The 24,829-nt window shown below is 73.0% G+C and carries 19 protein-coding genes and 1 pseudogene; 14 read left to right on the plus strand and 6 right to left on the minus strand.

Going from position 1 to position 24,829, the window contains the following annotated elements:
• The first annotated feature begins 117 nt into the window (after positions 1–117).
• Positions 118–933, plus strand: a complete 816-nt coding sequence (locus ACN260_RS03055) for a LuxR C-terminal-related transcriptional regulator (protein WP_422754612.1) — start codon at positions 118–120, stop codon at positions 931–933.
• A gap of 49 nt (positions 934–982) precedes the next feature.
• On the opposite strand, the gene ACN260_RS03060 is transcribed toward ACN260_RS03055, so the two are convergent.
• A complete protein-coding gene (locus ACN260_RS03060; RefSeq protein ID WP_088645783.1) occupies positions 983–1,393 on the minus strand; it encodes a DUF5319 domain-containing protein in 411 nt (136 codons plus the stop codon).
• A 196-nt stretch (positions 1,394–1,589) separates the two neighbouring features.
• Here ACN260_RS03060 and guaB point away from each other — a divergent pair, with 196 nt between their 5' ends.
• From guaB to ACN260_RS03075, 3 genes are all read left to right on the plus strand, one after another.
• On the plus strand, positions 1,590–3,152 hold the full coding sequence (gene guaB, locus ACN260_RS03065; protein WP_088645784.1) for an IMP dehydrogenase: 1,563 nt from the start codon (positions 1,590–1,592) through the stop codon (positions 3,150–3,152).
• A 30-nt stretch (positions 3,153–3,182) separates the two neighbouring features.
• A complete protein-coding gene (locus ACN260_RS03070) occupies positions 3,183–4,301 on the plus strand; it encodes a GuaB3 family IMP dehydrogenase-related protein (protein WP_088645785.1) in 1,119 nt (372 codons plus the stop codon).
• A 147-nt stretch (positions 4,302–4,448) separates the two neighbouring features.
• Positions 4,449–5,900, plus strand: coding sequence for a M1 family metallopeptidase (locus ACN260_RS03075; RefSeq protein WP_422754613.1), 1,452 nt, complete (start codon positions 4,449–4,451; stop codon positions 5,898–5,900).
• 16 nt (positions 5,901–5,916) lie between these two features.
• Here ACN260_RS03075 and ACN260_RS03080 read toward each other — a convergent pair whose 3' ends face one another.
• The gene (locus ACN260_RS03080) at positions 5,917–7,041 is read right to left on the minus strand and encodes an LCP family protein (RefSeq protein WP_422754614.1); all 1,125 of its coding nucleotides are present in this window, start codon (positions 7,039–7,041) and stop codon (positions 5,917–5,919) included.
• Positions 7,042–7,164: 123 nt separating this feature from the next.
• On the opposite strand from ACN260_RS03080, the gene ACN260_RS03085 reads away from it, so the two are divergent.
• Both ACN260_RS03085 and guaA read left to right on the plus strand, forming a co-directional pair.
• On the plus strand, positions 7,165–8,865 hold the full coding sequence (locus ACN260_RS03085; RefSeq protein ID WP_422754615.1) for an FAD-dependent oxidoreductase: 1,701 nt from the start codon (positions 7,165–7,167) through the stop codon (positions 8,863–8,865).
• A gap of 78 nt (positions 8,866–8,943) precedes the next feature.
• Complete coding sequence (guaA, locus tag ACN260_RS03090; RefSeq protein ID WP_282344116.1) at positions 8,944–10,500, plus strand: glutamine-hydrolyzing GMP synthase; 1,557 nt, start codon at positions 8,944–8,946, stop codon at positions 10,498–10,500.
• A gap of 7 nt (positions 10,501–10,507) precedes the next feature.
• Here guaA and ACN260_RS03095 read toward each other — a convergent pair whose 3' ends face one another.
• The gene (locus ACN260_RS03095) at positions 10,508–10,843 is read right to left on the minus strand and encodes a PspC domain-containing protein (RefSeq protein ID WP_422754616.1); all 336 of its coding nucleotides are present in this window, start codon (positions 10,841–10,843) and stop codon (positions 10,508–10,510) included.
• Between the two features lie 144 nt (positions 10,844–10,987).
• On the opposite strand from ACN260_RS03095, the gene ACN260_RS03100 reads away from it, so the two are divergent.
• The 3 genes from ACN260_RS03100 to ACN260_RS03110 all read left to right on the plus strand — a co-directional run bounded on the left by ACN260_RS03100 (position 10,988) and on the right by ACN260_RS03110 (position 14,321).
• Positions 10,988–11,938, plus strand: coding sequence for an NUDIX domain-containing protein (locus ACN260_RS03100; RefSeq protein WP_422754617.1), 951 nt, complete (start codon positions 10,988–10,990; stop codon positions 11,936–11,938).
• A 123-nt stretch (positions 11,939–12,061) separates the two neighbouring features.
• The gene (locus tag ACN260_RS03105; RefSeq protein WP_422754618.1) at positions 12,062–13,024 is read left to right on the plus strand and encodes an NUDIX domain-containing protein; all 963 of its coding nucleotides are present in this window, start codon (positions 12,062–12,064) and stop codon (positions 13,022–13,024) included.
• A gap of 367 nt (positions 13,025–13,391) precedes the next feature.
• Positions 13,392–14,321 carry a CDP-alcohol phosphatidyltransferase family protein gene (locus ACN260_RS03110; RefSeq protein ID WP_422754619.1) on the plus strand — a complete coding sequence of 310 codons (930 nt, stop codon included), beginning with the start codon at positions 13,392–13,394 and terminating at the stop codon, positions 14,319–14,321.
• A gap of 65 nt (positions 14,322–14,386) precedes the next feature.
• Here ACN260_RS03110 and ACN260_RS03115 read toward each other — a convergent pair whose 3' ends face one another.
• The 3 genes and pseudogenes from ACN260_RS03115 to ACN260_RS03125 form a co-directional block, all read right to left on the minus strand.
• On the minus strand, positions 14,387–15,634 hold the full coding sequence (locus ACN260_RS03115) for a phosphatidylserine decarboxylase (RefSeq protein ID WP_422754620.1): 1,248 nt from the start codon (positions 15,632–15,634) through the stop codon (positions 14,387–14,389).
• A 467-nt stretch (positions 15,635–16,101) separates the two neighbouring features.
• Positions 16,102–16,338: pseudogene (locus ACN260_RS03120) on the minus strand (hypothetical protein); the annotation flags it as partial.
• Positions 16,335–17,915 (minus strand): PspC domain-containing protein, encoded by a 1,581-nt coding sequence (locus tag ACN260_RS03125; RefSeq protein ID WP_422754621.1) that lies wholly within the window; start codon positions 17,913–17,915, stop codon positions 16,335–16,337. The pseudogene ACN260_RS03120 and the gene ACN260_RS03125, both read right to left, overlap by 4 nt.
• A gap of 168 nt (positions 17,916–18,083) precedes the next feature.
• On the opposite strand from ACN260_RS03125, the gene ACN260_RS03130 reads away from it, so the two are divergent.
• The 5 genes from ACN260_RS03130 to ACN260_RS03150 all read left to right on the plus strand — a co-directional run bounded on the left by ACN260_RS03130 (position 18,084) and on the right by ACN260_RS03150 (position 24,803).
• Positions 18,084–19,352: a PspC domain-containing protein gene (locus tag ACN260_RS03130; protein ID WP_422754622.1), complete on the plus strand. Its 1,269-nt coding sequence runs from the start codon at positions 18,084–18,086 to the stop codon at positions 19,350–19,352.
• A 1-nt stretch (position 19,353) separates the two neighbouring features.
• Positions 19,354–20,040 (plus strand): response regulator, encoded by a 687-nt coding sequence (locus ACN260_RS03135; RefSeq protein WP_422754623.1) that lies wholly within the window; start codon positions 19,354–19,356, stop codon positions 20,038–20,040.
• A 168-nt stretch (positions 20,041–20,208) separates the two neighbouring features.
• The gene (locus ACN260_RS03140; RefSeq protein ID WP_422754624.1) at positions 20,209–21,405 is read left to right on the plus strand and encodes a thioester domain-containing protein; all 1,197 of its coding nucleotides are present in this window, start codon (positions 20,209–20,211) and stop codon (positions 21,403–21,405) included.
• A gap of 677 nt (positions 21,406–22,082) precedes the next feature.
• Positions 22,083–23,723 (plus strand): peptide ABC transporter substrate-binding protein, encoded by a 1,641-nt coding sequence (locus ACN260_RS03145; protein ID WP_422754625.1) that lies wholly within the window; start codon positions 22,083–22,085, stop codon positions 23,721–23,723.
• Between the two features lie 153 nt (positions 23,724–23,876).
• Positions 23,877–24,803, plus strand: a complete 927-nt coding sequence (locus ACN260_RS03150) for an ABC transporter permease (protein ID WP_422754626.1) — start codon at positions 23,877–23,879, stop codon at positions 24,801–24,803.
• The last annotated feature ends 26 nt before the right edge of the window (positions 24,804–24,829 follow it).

Genomic DNA, 24,829 nt, shown 5'->3' on the forward strand with positions numbered 1-24,829 from the left:
AACCCGAAGCCTCCTGCGGCGTATGACCCAAATGTCGGAAAAGTTCAGAGGATTGCCCGGAACCTCCTCCTCGGTGGACCCCGTCATGGTCTGCTCGTGTCCGGAGAGGAGACCACCTTGCGTACCGTTCTCGTATGCGTTCGGACACCGATCGCCGCGCAGCAGTTGACCAACGCGGCGGCGCGACTCGGCCTGGCCGCGGTCGTCCGGACAGCCGTCTCCGATCCCGAGGTGATGCTGCGGCTCGCCGAGCGCCCGGTCGACGTGGTGCTGGCCGACACGGCGCTCACCCGGCCGGACAGTGCCGGCTTCGTGCGCCGGGTGCTCGCCCGCGCCCCGCAGGCCGCGGTGCTGCTGCTCGGCACCGAGGAGTCGGAGGCGGCGGCGGCCACCATCAGCGCCGGTGCACGCGGCCTCATCCAGGGCGCCGACCACGACCTGACCAGCGCGGTGGCGAAGGCGCTGCTGCTGCTCGCCGCGCCCGGCCGGCCCGCCCGGCACCGGGTCGCCGACCCCGCCCGGGACACCGCCGCGGTCGGCGCGCCCCCGCGATCCGGTCGCCCGCCCGCCCCGGGCTGGTCGCCGCCGGCCGACGGTACGCCCGGAGCGCCGTCGGTGGTGCCCGTGCAGCGCGGCGACGACGAGGTCGAGGGGGACCCGGAGGGCACACCGGCCGAGTCGGCCCCGGCCGCCGGCCTGCCGCGTCCGACCTCCGGCGCGCGCGCCGGCCGGACCTCGGTCGGGCTGACCGAACGTGAACTCCAGGTGCTGCTCGGCATGGCCGAGGGCAAGAGCAACGCAGAGATCGGCCGGGAGCTGTTCGTCTCGGAGGACACCGTCAAGACGCACGCCCGGCGGCTGTTCCGCAAGCTCGGCGCGCGGGACCGGGCGCACGCGGTGGCCGCCGGCTTCCGCGCCGGCCTGGTCGCCTGACCGTCCCGGCTCCGAACCGGCCCGGCGGCGGGCCGCCGCAGCCCGGGGGTCAGTCGTCGGAGTCGGTGTCGTCGCCCGCGGACTCGGTCAGCGTGTCGTGCACCCCGTCGGCGTAGCCCCGGGCGTAGTCCCAGGTGACGTAGTGGTCCGGGTCGGGGTCGTAGGCCGGCTCGTGCACCCGGGGCCGGCCCGAGCTGAGCAGGTGCCGCAGGTTGCCCCGGAGCAGGTCCCAGTCGAAGTAGTGCGGCTCGCGGCAGTCCTCGCACTCGATGACCAGCCCGCGTACCCCGATCGGGGACAGCAGGGCCTGGTAGATCTCCAGGTCGGCGAGGTCTTCCAGCACGTCCTGCCGCTCGACCTCGGTCAGCGGGTCGAGCGGGGCGTCGTCGCCCGGATCGTCCAGCCCCGCAGCCGGATCGGCCGGGTCGCCGTTGAACGGGTCGATGGGCTCGTCGTGCACCCCCTCACCGTAGACCCAACCCTCGCCGCACGCGCCCCCCGGCGGTCGCTGTGGCGTCGCCGACCCCGACCGGTAGCCGGCGAGGGCCGCCCTGCTCAGTGGGTACGATGAGACGACTCGCCGTCACCCCGGCGTGCGCCGGTTGCCGCGCGCGCCGCCTCGCTGAATCCCGTCCGAGCAGCTCAGGGGAGCAATCGTGGAGAATTCGCCCAGCACCGATCTTCCGGCCGGCGTCGACAGCGGCGAGTGGGGCGGCCACCTGCCGGAGCTGCCCGCCGGGTCGGCGCGGGTGGTGCCGCTCGGCCTGACCTTCGACGACGTGCTGCTCCAGCCCGGCGAGTCGGACGTGGTGCCCAGCCGGGTGAACACCCGCACCCGGCTCACCCGCAACGTGGAGCTGTCCATCCCGCTGCTGTCCAGCGCGATGGACACCGTCACCGAGGCCCGGATGGCGATCGCGATGGCCCGCCAGGGCGGCATCGGCGTGCTGCACCGCAACCTGTCCCTGGAGGACCAGGCGCTCCAGGTCGACCTGGTCAAGCGCTCCGAGTCCGGCATGATCACCAATCCGGTGACGGCCAGTCCCGAGGACACCCTGCGTGAGGTCGACGAGCTGTGCGGCCGTTACCGCATCTCCGGCGTCCCGGTGGTCGACGGCGAGGGCCAGCTCGTGGGCATCGTCACCAACCGGGACATGCGGTTCGTCTCCGACCCGGCCACCCCGGTTCACGCGATCATGACCCGGACGCCGCTGGTCACCGCCCCGGTGGGGGTGAGCAAGGACGACGCGCTCACGCTGCTGCGTCAGCACAAGGTCGAGAAGCTGCCGATCGTGGACGACTCGGGGCGGCTGCGCGGCCTGATCACCGTCAAGGACTTCACCAAGAGCGAGCAGTACCCGGACGCCACCAAGGACGACGCCGGCCGGCTGCGGGTCGCCGCCGCCATCGGGGTCGGCGAGGACGCCTACAAGCGGGCCCGGACCCTGGTCGACGCGGGCGTCGACGTGCTGATCGTGGACACCGCGCACGGCCACCAGCGGGCCGTGCTGGACATGGTCCGCCGGCTCAAGGCCGACGTCACGATCGACATCGTGGGCGGCAACGTGGCCACCTACGCCGGGGCGAAGGCCCTGGTCGACGCCGGTGCCGACGGCGTCAAGGTGGGGGTGGGCCCGGGTGCCATCTGCACCACCCGGATCGTCGCCGGGGTCGGGGTGCCGCAGGTGACCGCGATCATGGAGGCGGCCCGCGCGGCCCGTCCGGCCGGCGTCCCGGTGATCGGCGACGGCGGCATCCAGTATTCCGGTGACATCGCCAAGGCCCTGGTGGCCGGTGCCGACACGGTGATGCTCGGCAGCCTGCTGGCCGGCTGCGAGGAGAGCCCCGGCGAGCTGATCTTCGTCAACGGCAAGCAGTTCAAGGCGTACCGGGGGATGGGGTCGCTGGGCGCGATGCAGTCCCGGGGCCAGGCCAAGTCGTACAGCAAGGACCGCTACTTCCAGCAGGACGTGCTCAGCGACGACAAGCTGGTGCCGGAGGGCGTGGAGGGCCAGGTGCCCTACCGGGGGCCGCTGTCCCGGGTGGCCCACCAGCTGGTCGGCGGGCTGCGGCTGGCGATGGGGTACGCCGGCGCGGAGAACATCCCCGACCTGCACCACCGGGGCCAGCTCATCCGGATCACGGCGGCCGGGCTCAAGGAGAGCCACCCGCACGACATCCAGATGACCGTCGAGGCCCCCAACTACCACACCCGCTGACCCACCACCCCCAACCACCTGGAGTCCCTCATGCGTGACGTGGTCGAGATCGGGCTGGGCAAGACCGCGCAGCGCGGTTACCACCTGGACGACATCGCCATCGTGCCCAGCCGGCGGACCAGGGACGTCGACGACGTCTCCACCGGCTGGCAGCTCGACGCCTACCAGTTCGACATCCCCTGTGTCGGCCACCCGTCGGACGCCACCATGAGCCCCGCCTCGGCCGTCCGGCTCGGGCAGCTCGGCGGCCTGGGCGTGCTCAACGTCGAGGGCCTCTGGACCCGCTACGAGAACCCGACCAAGGTGCTGGAGGAGCTGGCCGGGTTGGGCGAGGATGCCCGCGCGACCAAGCGGCTCCAGGAGGTCTACGCCGAGCCGATCCGTCCCGACCTGATCGCCGAGCGGGTCCGCGAGCTGCGGGCCGGCGGCAGCACGGTGGCCGTCCGGGTGTCCCCGCAGCACACCCTCGCGCTGGCCCCGGTGATCCTGGACGCGGGCGTCGACATCCTGGTCATCCAGGGCACCATCGTCTCGGCCGAGCACGTCTCGACCACCGACGAGCCGTTGAACCTCAAGGAGTTCATCGCCGACCTCGACCTGCCGGTGGTCGTCGGCGGTTGCACCGACTACAAGACGGCGCTGCACCTGATGCGTACCGGCGCGGCCGGCGTGATCGTCGGCATCGGCGGTGACGACTGGTCGACCAGCGAGTCGGTGCTCGGCATCCGGGTGCCGATGGCCACCGCGATCGCCGACGCCGCCGCGGCCCGCCGCGACTACCTGGACGAGACCGGTGGACGCTACGTGCACCTCATCGCCGACGGCGACATCCAGACCTCCGGCGACATCGCCAAGGCGCTCGGCTGCGGCGCGGACGCGGTGATGCTCGGCGAGCCGTTGTCGCTGTGCGAGGAGGCCCCGGCCGGCGGCGCCTGGTGGCACTCGGCGGCCAGCCACCCGTCCCTGCCGCGCGGGGCGTTCGAGGTGGCCGGCGAACCGCTCGGCTCGATGGAGCGGCTGCTGTTCGGTCCCGCCGACGAGCCGGACGGCCAGCTCAACCTGTTCGGTGGGCTGCGTCGCGCGATGGCCAAGTGCGGCTACCGCGACCTGAAGGAGTTCCAGCGGGTCGGGCTGGTCCTCGACCGCTGACCCGGGTCCGTCGCGGCCGGCCGGCTCCACCGTGGGCCCGGCCGGTCGCACCCCGCCCCGCTCGTCGTGCGGCGTTACCGGCCCGCCGGGCCTGCCGGGTCGGTAGGCTGCGCGGACGGCGACGGCGAACGGGGGACGAAGGTGGCCATGAGCCGGAACCGGCGTGGGCTCGCGCTGCTCGTCACCGGGGCGCTCGCCCTGGCCGGCTGTACCGCCGACCCGGAACCCCGGCGGGAACCCCGGTCCACCCCGACGCCCGGGGCGACCCCGGGGGTGACCCCCGGCCCGGCCGGCGTCGGCGACCCGTACTTCCCGACCGCCGGCAACAGCGGGTACGACGTCGAGCGGTACACCCTCAAGGTGCGCTACGACCCGGCCAGCGACGAGCTGCGCGGCGACGCCACCGTCCGGGCCACCGCCGGGGCCGACCTGCCGCTGTTCCACCTCGACCTGGCCGGGCTGACGGTGCGCCGGGTGACCGTGGACGGCACCCCGGCCCGGCACACCCGCGAGGGCACCGAACTGGTGGTCACCCCGGCCGCCCCGGTCCGCGCCGGAACGGCCTTCACCGTCCAGGTCGGCTACGACGGCCGGCCGGAGCCGCTGCGCAACGAGACGATCGGCGAGGGCGGCTGGCTGCACACCGCCGACGGCGCGGTCGCGCTCGGCCAACCCGAGTCGGCGAGCACCTGGTTCCCGGTCAACGACCACCCCTCCGACAAGGCCGCCTACGACTTCGAGATCACCGTGCCGAAGGGGCTGGTCGCGGTCGCCAACGGGGTGCCGCAGGGGCAGCGCCCGGCGTCCGGTGGCTTCACCACGTGGCGCTGGTCGGAGGCCGCTCCGATGGCCAGTTACCTGAGCACGGTGGTGATCGGGAAGTACCGCACCAGCACCGGCGAGCACCAGGGCCGGCCGGTGTTCAGCGCGGTCGCCGCCAGCCTGCCCCGGGGGGCCGCCGACGAGTCGGTCGCCCGCACCGTGGCGGTCGCCGACTACCTGGAGAGCGTCTTCGGGCCGTACCCGTTCGCGGCGTACGGCGGGGTGGTGGTCGACGAGCCCCGGATCAGGTACGCGTTGGAGACGCAGAGCCGGCCGGTCTACTCGGCCAACTTCTTCCGGGGCGGTGAGAACACCGGGGTGGTGGCGCACGAGCTGGCCCACCAGTGGTTCGGCGACAGCGTGTCGGTGGCCCGTTGGTCGGACATCTGGCTCAACGAGGGGCTGGCCACGTACGCCGAGTGGCTCTGGGCCGAGCACGAGGGCCGGGACCCCGCGCAGGCCACCTTCGACCGGCAGTACGCCGCCTCCGACGACGGGGTGTGGCGGGTGCCGCCGGCCGCGCCCGGGGCGACGAACCTGTTCAGCGAGTCGGTCTACCAGCGGGGCGCGATGGCGGTGCACGCGCTGCGGGTGACCGTGGGCGACGACGCGTTCTTCCGCCTGCTGAAGACCTGGGCGGCCGAGAAGCGCAACGGCAACGCCACCACCGCCGAGTTCGTGGCGACCGCCGAACGGGTCTGCGGGCAGCAGCTCGACGACCTCTTCGCCGCCTGGCTGTACGGCACCGAACGTCCCGCCCCGCCCACCCGTCGCTGAGCGTGCACCCCGACGGTCAGTTCTTCACCCGCAGCTCGGGGTGGGCGTCCAGATAGCTCTCGGCCTTGCCGGCCTTGAGGGCGGGCAGGAAACCCTTGCCGACGCTGGTCAGCTGCTCGCCCCGGTAGCTGCTGCCCTTGCCCACCCCGTCGCCGGGCAGCCCGACCAGGGTGATCCGGTCGGCGCTCAGCCCGCCGAGGGCGTACGCCAGGTCGACGATGCGGGGGCCGCCCGCGTAGACCAGGGTGTCGCCGAGCGCGGACACCACCTGCTCGACCCGGTCGGGCTGACGGGCCAGGTTCTCGTTGAGGATCTTGGCGGCCAGCGCCCGGAGGAGCTGCTGCTGGTGGCGCTGCCGGGCGTAGTCGCCGCCGGCGATGTAGCGCTGCCGGGCGTAGTCCAGCGCCTGCCAGCCGTTGAGGTGCCGCTCACCCTTCTCGTAGACCATCTGCGGGCCGGTGTATCCGCCGCCGCCCGGGGCCGGCTCGCGGTACCTGCCGTCCGGCCGGCGGTGCAGCGAGGGGACCCGCTGGTCGACGTAGAGGTCCACCCCGCCGAGGCTGTCGACCAGCCGGTCGAAGCCGTTGAAGGTGACCACCGCACCGGCGTCGAAGCGCAGCCCGGTGTACCCGGCGACCGTGCTGCGCAGCAGCTCGTACCCCTGGGCGGCGCTGGGGTCCCGGGGTTTGCCCGGCACCCGGCTGCCGTAGCTCATCGCGTGGGTGAGTTTCGTCCGGCCGCCCTTGTATCCCGACTTCGGGAACTTCGGGATGTCGACCACCAGGTCGCGGGGGAGCGAGAAGAGGTACGCCCGGTCCAGCCCGGCCGGCACGTGCAGGATCAGCACTGCGTCGCCGTGCGGTTCCCAGCCGGGCACGCTGACCCGGGTGTCCACCCCGACCAGGAGCAGGTTGAGCGGCCCGGTGATCGAGGCCCCGGGGGGCGGGGTCGGGCTGGGGGTGGGGCTCGGCGTCGGGGTCGGGCCGGTGGTCGTGGCGGCCGGCCCGGCCGTACGCCGTGGCTCGTCGTCGCGGACCATCCGGGTCACCACCAGGGCGGCCACCCCCACCAGGACGACCACGGCCAGGGCGGCCAGCCCCCACACCCAGCGTGGTCGTCCCGTTCCGGTCTCCTGAGTCATCGCTCGCCACCCCCGTCTGCACAACGCTTCGACCGGCCCTGCGGGTTGCGGTCGGCGACGGTCAGCATGATCGCGCGAAATCCGGCACTGGCGCGATGGCTACCCGCCGGTAATGATGCGGTCATGCGGTACGACGTGCTCGTCATCGGATCCGGCTTCGGCGGCAGCGTCGCCGCGCTGCGGCTGGCCGAGAAGGGCTACACCGTCGGCGTGCTGGAGGCGGGCCGGCGGTTCGCCGACGACGAGTTCCCGCAGACCTCCTGGCGGCTGCGCCGGTTCCTCTGGGCCCCCCGCCTGGGCTGCTACGGGCTGCAACGGATCACCCTGCTCCGCCCGGCCGCCCGGGGTGCCGCGAGCGGGGTGCTGGTGCTCTCCGGTGCCGGCGTCGGCGGTGGCTCCCTGGTCTACGCGAACACCCTCTACCAGCCACCGGACGCCTTCTACACCGATCCGCAGTGGCGTGACGTCACCGACTGGCGGGCCGAACTCGCCCCCCACTACGACCAGGCCGGACGGATGCTCGGGGTCACCCCGTACCCCCGGCACACCGGCGCGGACCGGGCGATGCGGGCGGTGGCCGAGCGGATGGGGGTCGGGCACACCTTCGGTCCGACCCCGGTGGGGGTGCACCTCGGCCGTCCCGGGCAACGGGTGGCGGACCCGTACTTCGGCGGGGCGGGGCCGGAGCGCACCGGCTGCACGCACTGCGGGTCGTGCATGACCGGCTGCCGGTACGGTGCCAAGAACACCCTGGTCAAGAACTACCTGTGGCTGGCCGAACGGCTCGGCGCGCGGGTCCACCCGCTGACCACGGTCACCGCCGTACGGCCGGCCGACGGCGGGGGCTACCGGGTGCACACCGTGCGTACCGGGGCCTGGCTGCGGCGGCGTCGCCAGGTGTTCCACGCCGACCAGGTGGTCTTCGCGGCCGGCGCGCTCGGCACCCAGCGGCTGCTGCACGCGATGAAGCAGACCGGCGCGCTGCCCCACCTGTCCGACCGGGTCGGCGCGTTGACCCGGACCAACTCGGAGGCGATCCTCGGCGCGTCGGTCGGCCGCCGGCAGGCCCGACGGCGGGGGCTCGACTTCACCGACGGGGTGGCGATCACCAGTTCGTTCCATCCCGACCCGCAGACCCACGTCGAGCCGGTCCGCTACGGCCGGGGCGCGAACGCGATGGGGCTGCTCCAGTCGCTGCTGGTCGACGGCGGCCCGCACCGGGTCCGGCGCTGGCTGGGCGCGATCGTCCGGCAGCCCCGGCTGGCCGCCCGGATGCTCTCGGTGCGGCACTGGTCCGAGCGGACGGTGATCGCGCTGGTGATGCAGTCGACGGACAACTCGCTGACCACCCGCTGGCAGCGGGGGCCGTCGGGCCGGCGGCGGCTGGTGTCCGCCCCCGGGCACGGCGTACCCCATCCGACCTGGATCCCGGCCGGTAACCGGGCCGTCCGGCTGCTCGCCGAGGAGATCGGCGGCATCCCGGGCGGGGCGCTGACCGAACCGTTCGACATCCCGATGACCGCGCACATCCTCGGCGGGGCGGTGATCGGCGCCACTCCGGCCGACGGCGTGGTCGACCCCTGGCACCGGGTGTACGGCCATCCGGGGCTGCACGTGGTCGACGGGGCGGCGGTCTCGGCGAACCTCGGGGTGAACCCGTCGCTGACGATCACGGCGCAGGCGGAGCGGGCGATGTCGTACTGGCCGAACCGGGGGGAGGCGGACCCCCGGCCGCCGCTCGGGTCGGCGTACGCCCGGGTGGCGTCGGTGCGTCCCCGGCGTCCGGCGGTGCCGGCGGACGCCCCCGGCGCGCTACGCGGCTGACCGGCGCTGACGCCGCGCGGCGCGCCCGGGGGCGGCCCGTGCCCGGGGCGGGTGTGACTGTCGGTAGGCTTTGCCCACATGAGCACGCCTCGCCCCGTCCTCGTGGTGGACTTCGGAGCCCAGTACGCCCAGCTCATCGCGCGCCGGGTGCGCGAGGCGAAGGTCTATTCGGAGATCGTCCCGCACTCCATGCCGGTCGCCGAGATGCTGGCGAAGGACCCGGCCGCGATCATCCTGTCCGGCGGCCCGTCCAGCGTCTACGCCCCGGACGCCCCGCAGATCGACGCCGGGCTGTTCGACGCGGGCGTGCCGGTCTTCGGCATCTGCTACGGCTTCCAGGCGATGGCCCAGGCGCTCGGCGGCACGGTCGCCCGGACCGGCAATCGGGAGTACGGCGGCACCCCGCTGCGTCCCCGGCTGCTCGACCCGGGGGTGCTGCTGCGGGACCTGCCGGCCGACCTGCCGGTCTGGATGAGCCACGGCGACGCGGTGACCGAGGCCCCCGCCGGGTTCACGGTGACCGCCGAGTCGGCCGGTGCCCCGGTCGCCGCCTTCGAGGACCTGGCCGGCCGCCGGGCCGGCGTGCAGTTCCACCCCGAGGTGGGGCACACCGCGCAGGGGCAGGAGATGCTCCGCCGCTTCCTCTACGACATCGCCGGCATCGAGCCCACCTGGACGCCGCAGAACATCATCGACGAGCAGGTGGCCCGCATCCGCGCCCAGGTCGGTGACAAGGAGGTCATCTGCGGCCTGTCCGGCGGGGTCGACTCGGCGGTCGCCGCCGCGCTGGTGCACCGGGCGGTGGGCGACCAGCTCACCTGCGTCTTCGTCGACCACGGCCTGCTGCGGGCCGGCGAGGCCGAGCAGGTGGAGAAGGACTACGTCGCGGCCACCGGCATCAAGCTGAAGGTGGTCGACGCGGCCGACCGGTTCCTCGGCGCGCTGGCCGGGGTGACCGACCCGGAGCAGAAGCGGAAGATCATCGGCCGGGAGTTCATCCGGGTGTTCGAGGCCGCCGCCCGGGAGGTCGCCGCGCACGGCGACGTCGAGTTCCTGGTGCAGGGCACCCTCTACCCGGACGTGGTCGAGTCCGGCGGCGGCACCGGCACCGCCAACATCAAGAGCCACCACAACGTCGGCGGCCTCCCGGACGACCTGAAGTTCGCCCTGGTCGAGCCGCTGCGCACGCTGTTCAAGGACGAGGTCCGCGCGCTCGGGCTCCAGCTGGGCCTGCCCGAGGCGATGGTCTGGCGGCACCCGTTCCCCGGGCCGGGGCTGGCCATCCGGATCATCGGCGCGGTCGACCGGGAGCGGCTGGCGCTGCTGCGCCAGGCCGACCTGATCGCCCGGGAGGAGTTGACCGCCGCCGGCCTGGACCGGGGCGTCTGGCAGTTCCCGGTGGTGCTCCTGGCCGACGTGCGCAGCGTCGGGGTGCAGGGTGACGGGCGCAGCTACGGGCATCCCGTGGTGCTGCGCCCGGTCTCCAGCGAGGACGCGATGACCGCCGACTGGTCCCGGCTGCCCTACGAGGTGGTGGCCCGGATCTCCACCCGGATCACCAACGAGGTCGCCGAGGTCAACCGGGTGGTCCTGGACGTGACCAGCAAGCCGCCGGGCACCATCGAGTGGGAGTGAGCGGGGTTCAGCCGGCCGTCGGCGGGGTCGCCGGCGGCTGCGGCTGCGACGTCGGCCCGCCGGCCTGCGGTCCGCCCGGCTGCGGCCAGGTGGCCGGGTCCGCCGGGTGCGGCCAGGCCGGCGCGCCGGCCGGCTCCTCGGGCATCAGGAACCACATGACCGGGTACGCCAGCGCGGCGACACCGCCGGTGACCAGGGTCGCCACCGCGAACAGCACCCGGACCAGGGTGGGGTCGACGGCGAAGTAGCGACCGAGGCCGCTGGCGACGCCGGCCACCATCCGGTCGGTGGTCGGCCTGCGGAGTTGCTTGTACGGGGCGTGGGGGGTGCTCGTCGAGGTCATGTCTCCACGGTCCGCGCCGGCCGCTTCGTCGACCTCGGTGACCGCCCGGATGCTTACCCTGACCGATCCCTGAGTGGCCAGCCCTGAGTCAGGAATCCGACTCTTTTCCGCGTCGGTAACGGGACCCGGGGAGAATTTGGCTCCGTGACCACCTTGCTGGAGCCGCTCCGCAGGATCGCGGCATATGCAGTCTGTGCAGATTCAGTCGGCCGAGTGTTGCTGGTCCGCGCATCGGAGCGCTCCGGCACCCCCGGCGTATGGTCCCTGCCCGGTGGGGCGGTCGACCACGGCGAGGACCCGAACCACACCGTCGTGCGGGAGACCGCCGCCGAGACGGGCCTCTCGGTCGCCGTCGCCGGCCTGGCGGACGTCCTGGCCGACATGCGCGCCCTGCCCGAGCGGGGCATCACCATCCACACCGACCGCCTGATCTACCAGGTGTCGGTACGCGGCGGCACGCTCACCGACAGGGTGGACCGCTCCACCGACCTGGCCCGCTGGTACACCCTCGACGAGGCGCGGGAGCTGCCGCTGCGGGCGTTCACCGCCCGCGCGCTGGGGCTGCCGGCGTCCTCGGCCGACGTGGTCCCCGACGAGGCCCCCGAGTTCCCCTCGTTCTACGCCGTGCCCGGCCCGGACGGGCTGCACCGGGCGCAGCGCTTCGCTGCGTACGCGGTGGCCACCGACCCGGAGGGCCGGGTGCTGCTGACCCGGGTCTCCGACGGCTACCCGGGCGCGGGCTGCTGGCACCTGCCCGGCGGCGGTACCGACTACGGCGAGCAGCCGGGTGCGGCGCTGATCCGGGAGCTGGTCGAGGAGACCGGGCAGATTGGCCGGCTGGTCGAGCTGCTCGGGGTGGCCAGCCACCGCGACGCCGCCTCGCTCGGCCCGGAGGGCTACCCGATCGACTGGCACGGCGTGCGCGCCTTCTACCGGGTGATGGTCGACCAGCCCGCCCCGCCGACCGTCACCGACGTGGGCGGTTCCACCTGCGAGGCCCGCTGGTTCGCCCGGGACGAGTTGGGTGCCCTGCCCACCGACCGGCTCACCGAGGTCACCGCCGAGGCGGTCCAGGCTGCCCGGCTCACCGCCTGACCTGTCCCGCCCGCCGGTGGCGTCGGTGCGACCCCCGACGGCCCGGCACGACGGCACCCGCCCCACCCGGACGACCGCTAGCCTCATGATCGACGGCGGATCGCGCGGGCGGGGGAGGGCGACGTGCAGGAGCGACGACGGATCGCGGCGTACGGCTGGTGTACGGACGGGGCCGGCCGGGTGCTGCTGGTACGCGGGCGGCCCGCAGCCGGCGACACCCCCGGCGACCCGGTGTCCGATCCGGCGGCGGGGTTCTGGCGGCTGCCCGGCGGTGCCGTGCGGCACGCGGAGCACCCCGCCGACACCGTGGTCCGCGAGTGCGCCGGGCAGCCCGGGCTGGCCGTCGCGGTCGCCGGGATACGCGCCGCCGTCGCCGACCTGACCGCTGCGGACCCGGCGGACCCTGCCGGGCCGGTGCACACCGACCGGTTGGTGTTCGACGTCACGATCACCGGCGACCGGCCGGCGGCCGGGGGAGCGCCGCCAGCGGGAGCCGGCAACGGTGAGCTGGCCTGGTGCACCCCGCAGGAGGCGGTGACGCTGCCGCTGGTGCCGTTCACCGCCGAGCTGCTCGGGCTGCCCGTCCCGCCGCCCCCCGCCGGCCCGCCACCCGGTGTGCCGGTCGAGCCGATGGTGGTGGAGTCGGCCGACCGGCGGCAGCGGTTCGCCGCGTACGGGCTGGTCACCGACCCCGACGGGCGGGTGCTGCTCACGTTGATCGCGCCCGGCTATCCGGGTGCCGGACTCTGGCACCTGCCCGGCGGCGGGACCGATCACGGTGAGCAACCGGTTGACGGTCTGTTACGGGAGCTGGTGGAGGAATCGGGTCAGCTCGGTCGGGTGGACCGACTGATTCTGGCCGACAATCTGCACAATCCGGGCGCGGTGGGTCCCGAGGGTCGCCCACTGGACTGGCACGGCGTACGGGTGATCTACCGGGTGCTCGTCGACGAGCCGACCGGGCCGGTGGTGACCGAACAGGCCGGCGGATCGACGGCTGGCGCTGCCTGGTTTACGTATTCCCAGCTCAGCGGACTGGCGATGACGGATGTCGCGGTGCTGGCGACCCGGTGGATGATCGGCTGACGGACGCTCGCCGAGCCGACCTGGTGGCGCTCCGGTAAAGTCGGCCCTGCGGTTGGCGAAGAAAACGGGCCATGAAGTCCGGAAAACGGACCCAGAAGTCCGAGATGGGAACAAGGCAGCGGTTTGCGCGGTTAACGAGGTTATAAGTACCGCCGGCAGCTATCGCCAACCACCACGCCGCTGTGCAATGGTGTACTCCGCTTGAACGGCTGCCGGGCCAAGAGCGGTCCGGCACGAGACAGCCGGACACCCGCCCGCACGGGCGGCCAGCCGATCCGGTGATGGAGGAAACGTGCCGAGAGCCCCATGGCGCCGGCGTCGTACGACTGACAGTCCGCGCCCCGCAGGGCGTCGCTGGGCGGGCCGGTTGCGCCGCAGCAGCACATTCGCCCGCCAGGTACTGCTGGTCCGGGTGGGTCGCCGGGACGGTGACCAGCTCAGCGGCACCGATCTGGTCCTTCCCGAGCACCGCGTCGACCGCCAGCGTCGCCGGTACGGCTTCGACCGTCGCGGTATCACCCTCGACCGCGCCGAGATCGAGGCGGTCGCCCCGGTCAGCCCGGTCCTGGGCCCCACCACAGCAGCCGACGAGTCGCCCGCGATGGCGATCCCGCTGCTCCCCGGCGCGCGTACCCCCGCCCGGCGGATGAAGTTCGCGCTGGTCAACGCCTGCACCCTGGCGAGCCTGGTGCTCGGCATCAACGCCATCTTCGTCGCCATGAACGGCCAGCCCCGGATCGCGGCCCTGCTGCTGATCGCCTGCGTCGCGTTCGACGGCCTCGACGGCGCGCTCGCCCGGAAGTTCGGCGTGGCCAGCCCGTTCGGTGCCCAGATGGACTCGCTGGCCGACATGTGCTCCTTCGGCCTGGCCGCCCCGGTGGTGGTCTACGCCTCGCTGGCCGGGTCGGCCCCCACCGCCGCCGCGGCGGTCGCCGCAGCCCTGGTCGCGTCGTGCGCCGCGATCAGGCTCGCCCGGTTCAACGTCTCGCCCAAGGACGGCCGGTTCTTCTGCGGCGTCCCCACCACGATGGCGGCGGCCGTGCTCGCGCTCGGCGTGGCCATCGAGTTGCCGCTGCCGGCCGCCGTGCAGATCGGCGGGGTGGCGCTGCTCGCCTTCACGATGGTCTCCAGCTTCCCGTACGCCAAGCTGGCCCGGCTGGTCAAGCTGCCGCCGTGGCTGTGGCTGGCCCCGGCCGTCGGCGCACTTGTCGACATCCGGCTCACCTTCGCCTTCGTGGTGGTGGGCTACCTGGTCAGCGGGCCGCTGCTCTGGCTGCACCAGCGCCGTACCGCCTGACCCGTCCAGCAGTTGCACAACAGGGGCGCCGCGACCGCGGCGCCCCTGTTCGCGTAGCCGTCGGCTCAGCTCCAGCGGGCGATGACCGAGGAACCGCCGACCACCTTGTCGCCGGGGCCGACCAGTGGCGTGGCGGCGTCGGCCGGCAGGTAGACGTCGGTACGGGAGCCGAAGCGGATCAGCCCGAACCGCTCACCCCGGGCCAGCAGCGCCCCCACCGGAGCCCGCTGCACGATCCGCCGGGCGATCAACCCGGTCCGCTGCGCCACCACCACCGTGCCGTGTGCGGTGTCCAGCACCGTGTAGGCGGCGACGTTGTGCTCCGCGTCCGGCTTCATCGCGTTGACGAAGCCGCCGTCGGCGACGAAGTAGTCGACCACCTTGCCGGCCACCGGCGAGCGGTTGACGTGCACGTCCAGCACCGACAGGAAGACCGCGATCCGCAGCCACTCGCCGTCGCCGAAGCGCTCGTCGTGCAGCCGTTGCACCGACAGCACCTGACCGTCGGCGGCGGCGACCACCGCGGACGGGTCCTCCGGCACGTCCCGCTGCGGGTCCCGGAAGAACGCGGCCACCGGGGCGGCGGCCAGCGCCGGCACCAGCCACAGCTTCGACTTCGGCCGGGCGACCCGGGCGACAGCGGCCAGGCCGAGCGCGATACCGGCCGCGGCGACCCCGTTCGAGTCGATGTGCATGCCCCGGGTCAGCGGCACGCTCGACGGCCGGTACGCCGGGGCGAGCCGGGCGGCCGACGTGGCACTGGCCGGGGTGAACCGCAGGTGGTGCACCCGTACCGGCGGCGAGTTGCGCAGCACCAGGTCGGAACGTACACCGTGCAGCACGCCCTGCCGGTCCAGCTCTGCGGCAGCCCCCCCGGTGCGGAACACCGGCGCGGCGACGCTGAGCACCGCGCCGTCGGTCAGGTACTTGGTGAGGCCGTCGACGGCGTCGCGGGTCTGCTCACCGGTGCCGGTGAACGGCTCGGCGACGACGACCAGCTCGGCGGCGTCCGCCTCGGCCAGCGAGTCGACCACCCGTACCCGGTCGGCGACCCAGCGGCCCTGGGCCGTCACGTGGTCGCGCAGCGTGGCGGCGTCGGTCGTCGGGTCCGGCACGACGGTCAGCGTGTCGCCCGGCAGCAGCGCGTCGATCGCCGCGGCGAGGACCGTGGCCCCGGGGGTCGCACCCACCAGCAGGGCGGCCTTCGGGTCGTTGCGTCGGGCGAGTTCGGCGACGAGGGTACGGGCGGCACGCTCGCCGATGCGGACCGGACCGGACGGACCGGAGGGGCGCACGGCGGGGGACTGGGTCATGTCGGGCGGGCTCCTGACGGGGTAGACGGACGTCGCGGCGGGACCGCATCGGGTGCCCGGACGAGGCGCACCCGGGCCGGCCGCCTGGCGCGCGGCCACCGGCGGGGCTCGGCCGGCGGAGGCGGGGCCTCCCCGGCCAGCATACGAGCCGGCGGAGGCCACCCGCACCGGCGCGGTCAGCTCGGCGGCCGGGGTGGGGTGCCGGGCGGACCGGTGACCGGTGCGTCGCCCGGCCACCGCTGGGTGTCCCCGTCGCCGACCCGGGCCGGCTCGTCCTGCCCGGGGTGACGCTCCACCGCGCCCGTTCGTCCCGGCTCGTCGGCCGGGTCGCCGAGACGCAGCTCGGCGGTGTCCCGCCAGCCGGCCCGGTCGTCGGACCCATCCACGGGACCAACCGTCGGCGCGCCCAGCGGGCTGCCCGTCGGGCCGATCACCTGGCGACCCGGGTCGGTGGTGGGGCCGGCCGGGGCGGGCGTGGGGGGCGTGCCGTCGGCGGTGGAAGGGGGAGCGGCGTCGGTGGTCCGCGCCGACCGCACCGCGCCGACCAGACCGAGCAGCCCGATCAGCACCAGCGCGCCGGCCAGGAACCAGCCCACCGCGGGCAGGGCCAACCCGAGGATCTGGGCCAGCAGCCACCAGAGGGCGAGGCCGACGAAGAGCAGCCCGAAGACGAACGACACCAGGTCGGTGCGGTGGGCCTTCACCGGGTCACCTCCAGGTTGCCGGCGTTGACCTGGACGGTGAGCCGCAGCGTGCCGCCGCCGGCCCCGTCCGGGCCCAGGTCGGTGACCTGCCGTGCCTGTCCCTCGAATCCGGCGCTACGTCGCCCGAACACGGTCGCCTCCCCGGCCTTGACGTTAGTCACCACGGTGACGTCCACGTTCGGCGGGACCACGATGGTGGCCTCCCCGAAGTTGACCACCACGGTGAGGTCGGTGTCCTGCTTGTCGAAGTCCACCGCGCGCAGGTCGAGAGTGGTGTCGCCGAAGCTGTTCTCGTAGCGGTCGGCCAGCTCCCGGTAACTGGCCGGTGCCCAGGTGACCGCCCCGTCGACGCCCCGGACCCGGTCGTAGGACTCGGCGACGGTGGCGACGGCGAGCGCGGCGGCGGCGACCAGACCGAGGGCGATCAGCCAGCGGGCCCGCCCGAACCAGGTGCCCACCAGCAGGCCGAGCCCGATGGTGGCGAGCACCGCCGCGAAGTAGCCGGCCGCGCCGATCGGGAAGACGTCCAGCAGGTCCAGGATGGCCACCACGCCGAGGACCAGGAAGATCAGCGAGAAGGTCGCGGCACCCAACGCCGAGCGTTCCTTCGGCTTCTTCGGCGGCTTGACCCGGGGCGCGGGCGGGGGTGGTGGCGGACCGGCCTGGGCGTACGGGCCGCGCGGGGCGAACGGCGGCCGGTAGCCCGTACCGGGTGACGGCGGGACCACGACCGGTGCGGCGGCCGGTCGACCGGGCACCGGTGGGCGGGGCGGCCAGCCCGGCGCTTCCGTCCGGGCCGCGGTGATCTCCATCGGCCGGGCCGGCGGCCAGGGCGGCGGCGCAGCGGTCGGCCCCTGCGCCGGCCAGCCCACCGCACCGCCGGTCCGGGGGGCCGCCGGGGCGCCGGCCGGAAACGCCACGGCAGGCGCGGGCGGGGTGAACGGCGCGGGTGCCGGGTAGCCGACCGGGGGCACCGGTCCGGGTGGCCCGGCCGCTGCGGGGGCCGGACCGGCGGCGGCGAAGCCGGACCGACCGTCCCGGTTGAGCAGCAGCGCGCCGCCGATCAGGATCGCCGCGCCCAGCAGCACCGCCCGGAACGCGTCGGTGACGATGTAGCCGAAGCTGACCGCGACCAGGATGGTCAGCACGATCACGGTGATCGGGGACATGCTCGACCGACCCCGTCCGAGCATCGACTCCAGCGGAGAGGCGCTGTCGCCCTCGCCCGGGATGATCAACCAGGCGGCGACGTAGACCAGGATGCCGACCCCGCCGAAGAACCCGAGCACGGCGAGCAGTACCCGCCACAGCACCGGGTCGGTGTTGGTGGCCCGGCCGATCGCCGCGCAGACCCCGGCGAGGTAGCGGCCGTCGCGGGGCCGGACCAGGCCGTACCGGGAGGTGAAGCTGGCCCCGCCGGACGGCGGGGGGTAGCCACCGGGCGGTGGTGGCGCGTCGTCGCCCCCCGTGGGCGACGCGGGCGCCGTGGGGTCCGGCCCGGCGGCGGGACCGGGCGGCGGCGTACCACCCGGTGCGGCCACCGGAGGGTACGGCGGCAGGGCGGGGTCCTCGGTCATGACTCGATCCTGCGCCGTCGTCGGGCCGGCCTGCCTCCGGAACCGACCCTGACCCCACCCTGAGATCCCGGCGGGCGGATGTCGGGGGCGTCCCCGTGGTCGGCGGCGTGGTGGGCGTGTGACGATCGGAGCGGCACCGTACCGCCAGGTGTCCGTCCACCACCCATCGTGACCAGGGAGCCTCCGATCAGCGTCGTGACCCCGCCGCCACCCCGCCTCTACCGGGCGCCCGAGCACCGGCTGGCCGCCGGGGTGGCCGCCGGCATCGCCGACCACCTCGGCATCTCGGTGCTGCGGGTCCGCGTCGCGTTCATGGTGCTGCTCGGGCTCAGCGGCCTGGGTCTGCTGCTGTACGCGGCGTTCTGGGCGGTGGTGCCGCTGCGACCCGGCGACACCGCCACGCCACCCCGGCGCGACCCCGGGCAGCTCCTGCCGTTCGTGGCGATCGGCCTCGGTGTGCTGCTGGTCCAGGTGATGCTCTTCGACTCGGTCGGCGCGGCGGGCACCGCCGGCTGGCTGGTGGCGATCATCGCGGTCGGCGCCGGGGTGATCTGGCACCAGTCCGCGCCGGAGCGTCGTCGGCAGTGGAGCGGGTCGATGCCGGTGCCGTGGCTCGGCGCGGTGGTGGAGGAGACCGACCGGCGGGCCCTCGTGCTCCGCTTCGCCGGGGGCGCGGTGCTGGTCGCCGTCGGCATCATCGGGGTGGCGGCGGTCTACTCGCCGGTGCAGAACCTCGACGCGGTGGTCAACGGCGTGATCTTCGCGCTGGTCGGGCTGGCCGGCGTCGGGGTGGTCGCCGCGCCGGTGCTGTGGCGGACGTGGAACCAGCTCCGCTCGGAACGGGAGGGGCGCATCCGCGAGCAGGAGCGTGCCGAACTGGCCGCCATGGTGCACGACCAGGTGCTGCACACCCTCGCCCTGATCCAGCGCAACGCCAGCGACGTCAAGACGGTGCAGCGCCTCGCCCGGGGCCAGGAACGGTCGTTGCGCAACTGGCTCTACAAGCCGGCCGCCTCGCCCACCGAGCGGTTCGCGGCGGCGCTGGAACAGGCCGCCGCCGAGGTGGAGGACACCTTCGCGATCACCGTCGAGGCGGTGGTGGTGGGCGACCGGGAGACCGACGAACGGGTGGGCGCGCTGGTGGCGGCGGCCCGGGAGGCGCTGGTCAACGCGGCCCGGCACGCCGGGGTGCAGACGGTGTCGCTCTATGCCGAGGTCGAGCCGGAGCAGGTGAGCGTCTTCGTCCGGGACCGGGGCAAGGGCTTCGACCCGGATACCGTGGAGGATCACCGGCACGGGGTCCGAGGGTCGATCATCGGGCGGATGAAGCGGCACGGTGGCCGGGCGGAGATCCGTTCCGAGCCCGGGGAGGGGACGGAGGTCCGGTTGATGCTGCCCATCACCGGCACCGGCTCCACGGCGGAAAGGGACAACTGAGATGGCGGAACAGTCGATGGAACCGGGGACGGGCACGCCGGACCGGACGCGACGGTTGAAGGTCTTCCTGGTCGACGACCACGCCATGTTCCGGGCCGGGGTCCGGGCCGAGTTGGGGGCGCACGTCGAGGTGGTGGGGGAGGCGAGCACGGTGGCCGAGGCGGTCGCCCGGATCGCCGCCACCGGGCCGGACGTGGTGCTGCTCGACGTCCACATGCCCGACGGCGGCGGGCGGGCGGTGCTGGACGCGATGCGCCGCAGCCACCCGCAGGTGAAGTTCCTCGCGCTGAGCGTGTCCGACGCCGCCGAGGACGTGATCGGGCTGATCCGGGCGGGTGCCAGGGGCTACGTGACCAAGACCATCTCCCCGGACGAGCTGACCGACGCGATCCGCCGGGTGGCCGACGGGGACGCCGTGTTCAGTCCCCGGCTGGCCGGGTTCGTGCTGGACGCCTTCGCCGCCCGGCCGGACGCCCCGGTCGCGGACCCCGAACTGGACCAGCTCACCAACCGGGAGCGCGAGGTGCTGCGCCTGCTCGCCCGGGGGTACGCGTACAAGGAGATCGCCAAGGAGCTGTTCATCTCGATCAAGACGGTCGAGACGCACGTGTCGAACGTGCTGCGCAAGCTCCAGATGTCCAACCGGTACGAGTTGTCCCGCTGGGCGGCGGACCGACGACTCGTCTGACACCTCCCATTCCGGGAGCATCACCCCAGGGCTGACAAGAGATCAATTCGTGTCGCATAATGCCCCGTCGCCTTCGCGTGTGCGGGTGGTGTCACGACCCCGCCCGGGGGCGACGCACGCAGGCCCGCCGGGCGCGGGCCGACCCCTGGGGAGAGGTGCACGGAACTGATGTTGTTCGGAGAACGAGGACGACGCTGGGCGGGTATCGCCACGGCGCTCGTCACCGGTGGTGCGCTGGTGCTCGCCGCAGCCGGTCCGGCCGCCGCCGAGCCGGCGACGAAGGGTGTGGCGCGGGCGGTGCCGGGCACCGGCGTCACGCTGAAGCTGGACGGTCGGGCGCAGAAGACCTCGGCGCTGGCCCTGGAGCTGAAGGACGGCACCGTGCCGGTCTTCTGCATCGACTTCCACACCCCGGTGGCCCGCAACGGCGAGTACGTCGAGGGCAGCTGGGACGAGTCGGAGGTGAAGAACCTCGGCCGGGTGCAGTGGGTGCTCACCCACGGCTACCCCAACGCCGACCGGGCGAAGCTGCTCGCCGCGGCCGGGGCGAGCCTGCCCACCGGGCTGCCCGACTCCCGGCGCGACACGCTGCTCTACTTCGGTACCCAGACGGCCGTCTGGCACTTCAGCGACGGCATCACCCTGGGCGACTGGGAGCGGGGCCTGACCGCCGCCGCCGAGTACGACGTGATCCGCCGGGTGCACGACTACCTGGTGCGTAACGCCACCGACCAGCCGGAGCCGAAGGCCGAGCTGAGCCTGGACCCGGCCTCGGCCTCCGCGACCACCGGGGGGCGGGCCGGGCCGTTCACCGTGCACGGGCCGGCCGGGGAGATCGCGCTGAAGGTCGAGGGCGGCAGCGCCGTCGACGCCGAGGGACGTCCGGTCGGCACGACCACCAACGGCGGCCGGTTCTGGCTGACCGCCACCGCCGTCGGCCGGGTCACCGTGACCGTCTCCGCACCGGATTCGGTCTCCTTCGGGCGGGTCTTCCTCTTCTCCGGTGGTAAGAACGCCAAGCAGAAGTTGATCCTGGGTGGCAGCACCGGTACCTCGGTCACCGCCGAGGCGGCGGCGACCTTCGCCGCCGCTCCGGCCTCGCCGTCGCCGTCGGCCTCGCCGTCCGGGTCGCCGACCCCGTCGCCGTCGCCGTCGACGGTGTCCCCGTCGCCGTCGGCCCCGGCGGAGTCCCCGTCGCCGCCGGCCAGCCCGGCGCCGTCGACCTCGCCGGCCAGCAGCGGCGGTGGCCTGCCGCTGACCGGGTCGCCGATCGCGCTGGCCGCCCTGGCCGGAATGGCGCTGCTCGCGTTCGGTGCGGTGGCCGTGCTACTGGTCCGCCGCCGCCGGATCCGTTTCACCGTCTGAGGTACGGGTCTCCCCGGCCCCGGCACCGTCACGGTGCCGGGGCCGGCCCGTCTCCGCCGGTCCGCACCGACCTCACGGCTGGTGGGGGACACCGCCGACGGCGGGTACGGACCGGCGGACCGGTACCGTCGGCCGGCCGGGCGGGACTTGGCTCCGCCCGGCGGAAGTCACCCTCATCCGGATGGTCGGAATCGGCCAACTCTCGGTCGACGTCGAACCGCCTCGACCGGACGGCGGGCAAGCTCACACTTGCTACCCGCCGGTCACCACCTGGTGGAGCGGACTTGCTGTCTTTCCTGCTCAGAGCGGTACGACCAGGGCATCTCATGATCTTTTCTCAAGTATCGGCAACATGGCGGGCAACTAACGGCTTGATAACGGCACCTTCACGTAATGGGCCGGTGGGTGTCACAGTGGCAGCACCTCACCCCTGACGTGAGGCACCCGTGTGTCCCGGTCGACCACGTCTGCGCTGCCCATGGTGCGGATCGTGGTCGTCGAGCCTGCCCGGGAGCCGAGTGCGGGGGTGCGGTGGCCCGGCGGATCGGTCCCCCTGGGGTGTCCCGATTTCTCTGCGGTAACCGGTGATCCGCAACACAGGATCGCCGTGCGGTGTCACCCCCCAACGTGCGTGAAACCCACGACGGAACCAGGTTAGAAAGAGGAGGCCCCTCGGAATGAGAGTCTCGAAGCGGGCGAGCGGCGCCATCGCGGTGGGTGCGGCGTTCGCGCTCATCGCGTCCGGCTGCTCCAGCGGCAACGACGACGAAGGTGGCAGCGCCAGCAGCTCGGACGGTGCCATCGTCGTCGACGGCACCGAGCCGGAGAACCCCCTGGTTCCGGCGAACACCACCGAGACCGGTGGCGGCAAGATCATCGACTGGCTCTGGACCGGCCTGGTCGAGTACCCGAACAACGGTGGCGCGCCGCAGAACGCGCTGGCCGAGTCGATCGAGACCAGCGACTCCAAGGTCTACAAGATCAAGATCAAGCAGAACACGAAGTTCCACGACGGCACCGTCGTCAAGGCCAAGAACTTCGTGGACGCCTGGAACTGGGGCGCGTACTCGCCGAACGGCGCGCAGAACGCCAGCTTCTTCGCCGACATCGACGGCTTCGCCGACGTGAACACCTCCGACCCGGACGGCGACGGCCCGAAGAAGGCCCCCGAGCCCAAGGCCAAGGAGATGTCCGGCCTCAAGGTCGTCGACGACTGGAACTTCGAGGTCACGCTCGCCGCGCCGACCGCCGTGTTCCCGACCAAGCTCGGCTACAGCACCTTCATGCCGCTGCCGGACGCCTTCTTCTCGCAGGGCGCCGAGGCCTTCGGCAAGAAGCCGATCGGTAACGGCCCGGTCAGCTTCGTCTCGTGGGAGAACAACGTCGCGATCAAGCTGACGCGGTTCGACGACTACAACCTGCGCGACAAGATGAAGATCAAGGACGTCACCGTCAAGATCTACCAGGACGACACGGCGGCCTACAACGACCTGGTCTCCAACAACCTGGACTTCCAGCAGCAGGTTCCGGTCTCCTCGCTGGCCGGCGACAAGTGGAAGGCCGACCTGGCCGACCGGGCGATCCCGTCGACCACGCCGTCCACCGGCATCATCGCCTTCCCGATCTACGACAAGCGCTTCCAGAACGCCAAGCTGCGCAAGGCGATCTCGCTGTCGATCAACCGGCAGGAGATCACCGACAAGATCTTCTTCGGTAACCGCAAGCCGGCCGACAGCTGGGCCAACCCGCTGACCCCGGGTGCCAAGCCGGGCAACTGCACCGCGTGCGCCTTCGACGTGGCCCAGGCCAAGACCCTGCTGACCGAGGCCGGTGGCTTCACCGGGCAGCTGAAGATGTACTACAACGCCGACGCCAGCCACAAGGACTGGATGGAGGCCGTCGCCCAGCAGATCAAGACCAACCTGGGTATCGACGCGGTCGCCGTCGGTGTGCCAACCTTCGCGGTCTTCCGGCAGAACATCAACGCCCACAAGATGGACGGCGCCTACCGCGCCGGCTGGCAGCAGGACTACCCGGACGTGGAGAACTGGGTCAACCCGCTCTACGTGACCGGTGGCTCCTCGAACGACGGTCTCTACAGCAACCCCGAGGTGGACGCCCTGGCCAAGCAGGCCAGCTCCGCCCCGAGCCTGGAGGCCTCGCACGAGCTGTTCGCCAAGGCGGTCGAGAAGATCGACCAGGACGTTCCGTCGATGCCGATCTACTTCGGTGGCCAGCAGTCCGGTCACTCCGAGAAGATCAAGAAGATGGAGCTGACCAACGTCGGCGAGATCGACATCACCTCCGTCGAGCTCTGATCCGAACGGTCTGACCCCGGGCCGGGCTCGCCTACCGGTGAGCCCGGCCCGGGGCCGTTCCGCGAGCGGGCGTACCCCGTCCCCCGCAACGTTGTCGCCACCCGTGCCGGCCGCACCCCCGCCCGGCACGCCCCTTGTCAGGAGGACCACCCCATGGGCCGTTATCTGGTGAGACGGCTGCTCCAACTCGTCCCGGTGTTCATCGGGACGACGCTGATGATCTACCTGCTGGTGTGGAAGGTCCCCGGGGACCCGTTCGCCGGCAAGTGCGGTGACCGTGGCTGCCCGGACAACTACCGGGCCATGATGACCGAGAAGTTCCAGCTGGATCAGCCCTGGTTCGTGCAGTACGCCACCTACATGAAGAACCTCCTGCAAGGCGACTTCGGGACCACCTGGTCGGGGCGCGACGTCGGCGAGATCATCGCCACCGCGTACCCGAACACCCTCAAGCTGGCCCTGGTGGCCCTGATCATCGAGGGTGTCATCGGCCTCACCGCCGGTGTGCTCACCGGCCTGCGCCGCAACGGCTTCCTGGACAACCTGGTCCTGGTCTCCACGCTCTTCCTGATCGCGCTGCCGGTCTTCGTGGTCGGCTTCGTGCTCCAGTGGTTCTTCGGTGTGAAGCTGGGCATCGTCAAGCCGACCGTCTCCAACGAGATGCGGATCTCCGAACTGCTCCTACCGGGCTTCGTGCTGGGTAGCGCGTCGATGGCGTACATCGCCCGGGTGTCGCGCACCAGCATCGCGGAGAACCGTCGGGCCGACTACGTCCGTACCGCGATCGCCAAGGGACTGCCGATGCGCCGGGTGGTCGGTATCCACCTGCTGCGCAACTCGCTGATCCCGGTGGTGACCCTGCTCGGCACCGACCTCGGTGCCCTGATGGGCGGCGCGATCATCACCGAGGGCATCTTCGGCATCAACGGCATCGGCCGCACCGTGCTGCGGGCGATCGTCACCAAGGAGAGCGCTACCGTTGTCTCCATCGTGGTCGTGCTGGTGCTCGTCTACCTGGTGATGAATCTGCTGGTGGACCTGCTCTACGCCGCGTTGGACCCGAGGATCCGCTATGAGTGAGCGCAGCAGCGAACGAACCGTCATTG

This window comes from Micromonospora sp. WMMD708, from assembly GCF_049315245.1.
Classification (GTDB): domain Bacteria; phylum Actinomycetota; class Actinomycetes; order Mycobacteriales; family Micromonosporaceae; genus Micromonospora; species Micromonospora wenchangensis.

Excerpts from the sequence above, each read along its gene's own strand:
- ACN260_RS03070 (WP_088645785.1), top strand. The coding sequence starts at position 3,183 with ATGCGTGACGTGGTCGAGATCGGGCTGGGCAAGACCGCGCAGCGCGGT.
- ACN260_RS03075 (WP_422754613.1), top strand. The coding sequence starts at position 4,449 with ATGAGCCGGAACCGGCGTGGGCTCGCGCTGCTCGTCACCGGGGCGCTC.
- ACN260_RS03080 (WP_422754614.1), bottom strand. The coding sequence starts at position 7,041 with ATGACTCAGGAGACCGGAACGGGACGACCACGCTGGGTGTGGGGGCTG.
- ACN260_RS03085 (WP_422754615.1), top strand. The coding sequence starts at position 7,165 with ATGCGGTACGACGTGCTCGTCATCGGATCCGGCTTCGGCGGCAGCGTC.
- guaA (WP_282344116.1), top strand. The coding sequence starts at position 8,944 with ATGAGCACGCCTCGCCCCGTCCTCGTGGTGGACTTCGGAGCCCAGTAC.
- ACN260_RS03095 (WP_422754616.1), bottom strand. The coding sequence starts at position 10,843 with ATGACCTCGACGAGCACCCCCCACGCCCCGTACAAGCAACTCCGCAGG.
- ACN260_RS03115 (WP_422754620.1), bottom strand. The coding sequence starts at position 15,634 with ATGACCCAGTCCCCCGCCGTGCGCCCCTCCGGTCCGTCCGGTCCGGTC.
- ACN260_RS03125 (WP_422754621.1), bottom strand. The coding sequence starts at position 17,915 with ATGACCGAGGACCCCGCCCTGCCGCCGTACCCTCCGGTGGCCGCACCG.
- ACN260_RS03135 (WP_422754623.1), top strand. The coding sequence starts at position 19,354 with ATGGCGGAACAGTCGATGGAACCGGGGACGGGCACGCCGGACCGGACG.
- ACN260_RS03140 (WP_422754624.1), top strand. The coding sequence starts at position 20,209 with ATGTTGTTCGGAGAACGAGGACGACGCTGGGCGGGTATCGCCACGGCG.
- ACN260_RS03145 (WP_422754625.1), top strand. The coding sequence starts at position 22,083 with ATGAGAGTCTCGAAGCGGGCGAGCGGCGCCATCGCGGTGGGTGCGGCG.
- ACN260_RS03150 (WP_422754626.1), top strand. The coding sequence starts at position 23,877 with ATGGGCCGTTATCTGGTGAGACGGCTGCTCCAACTCGTCCCGGTGTTC.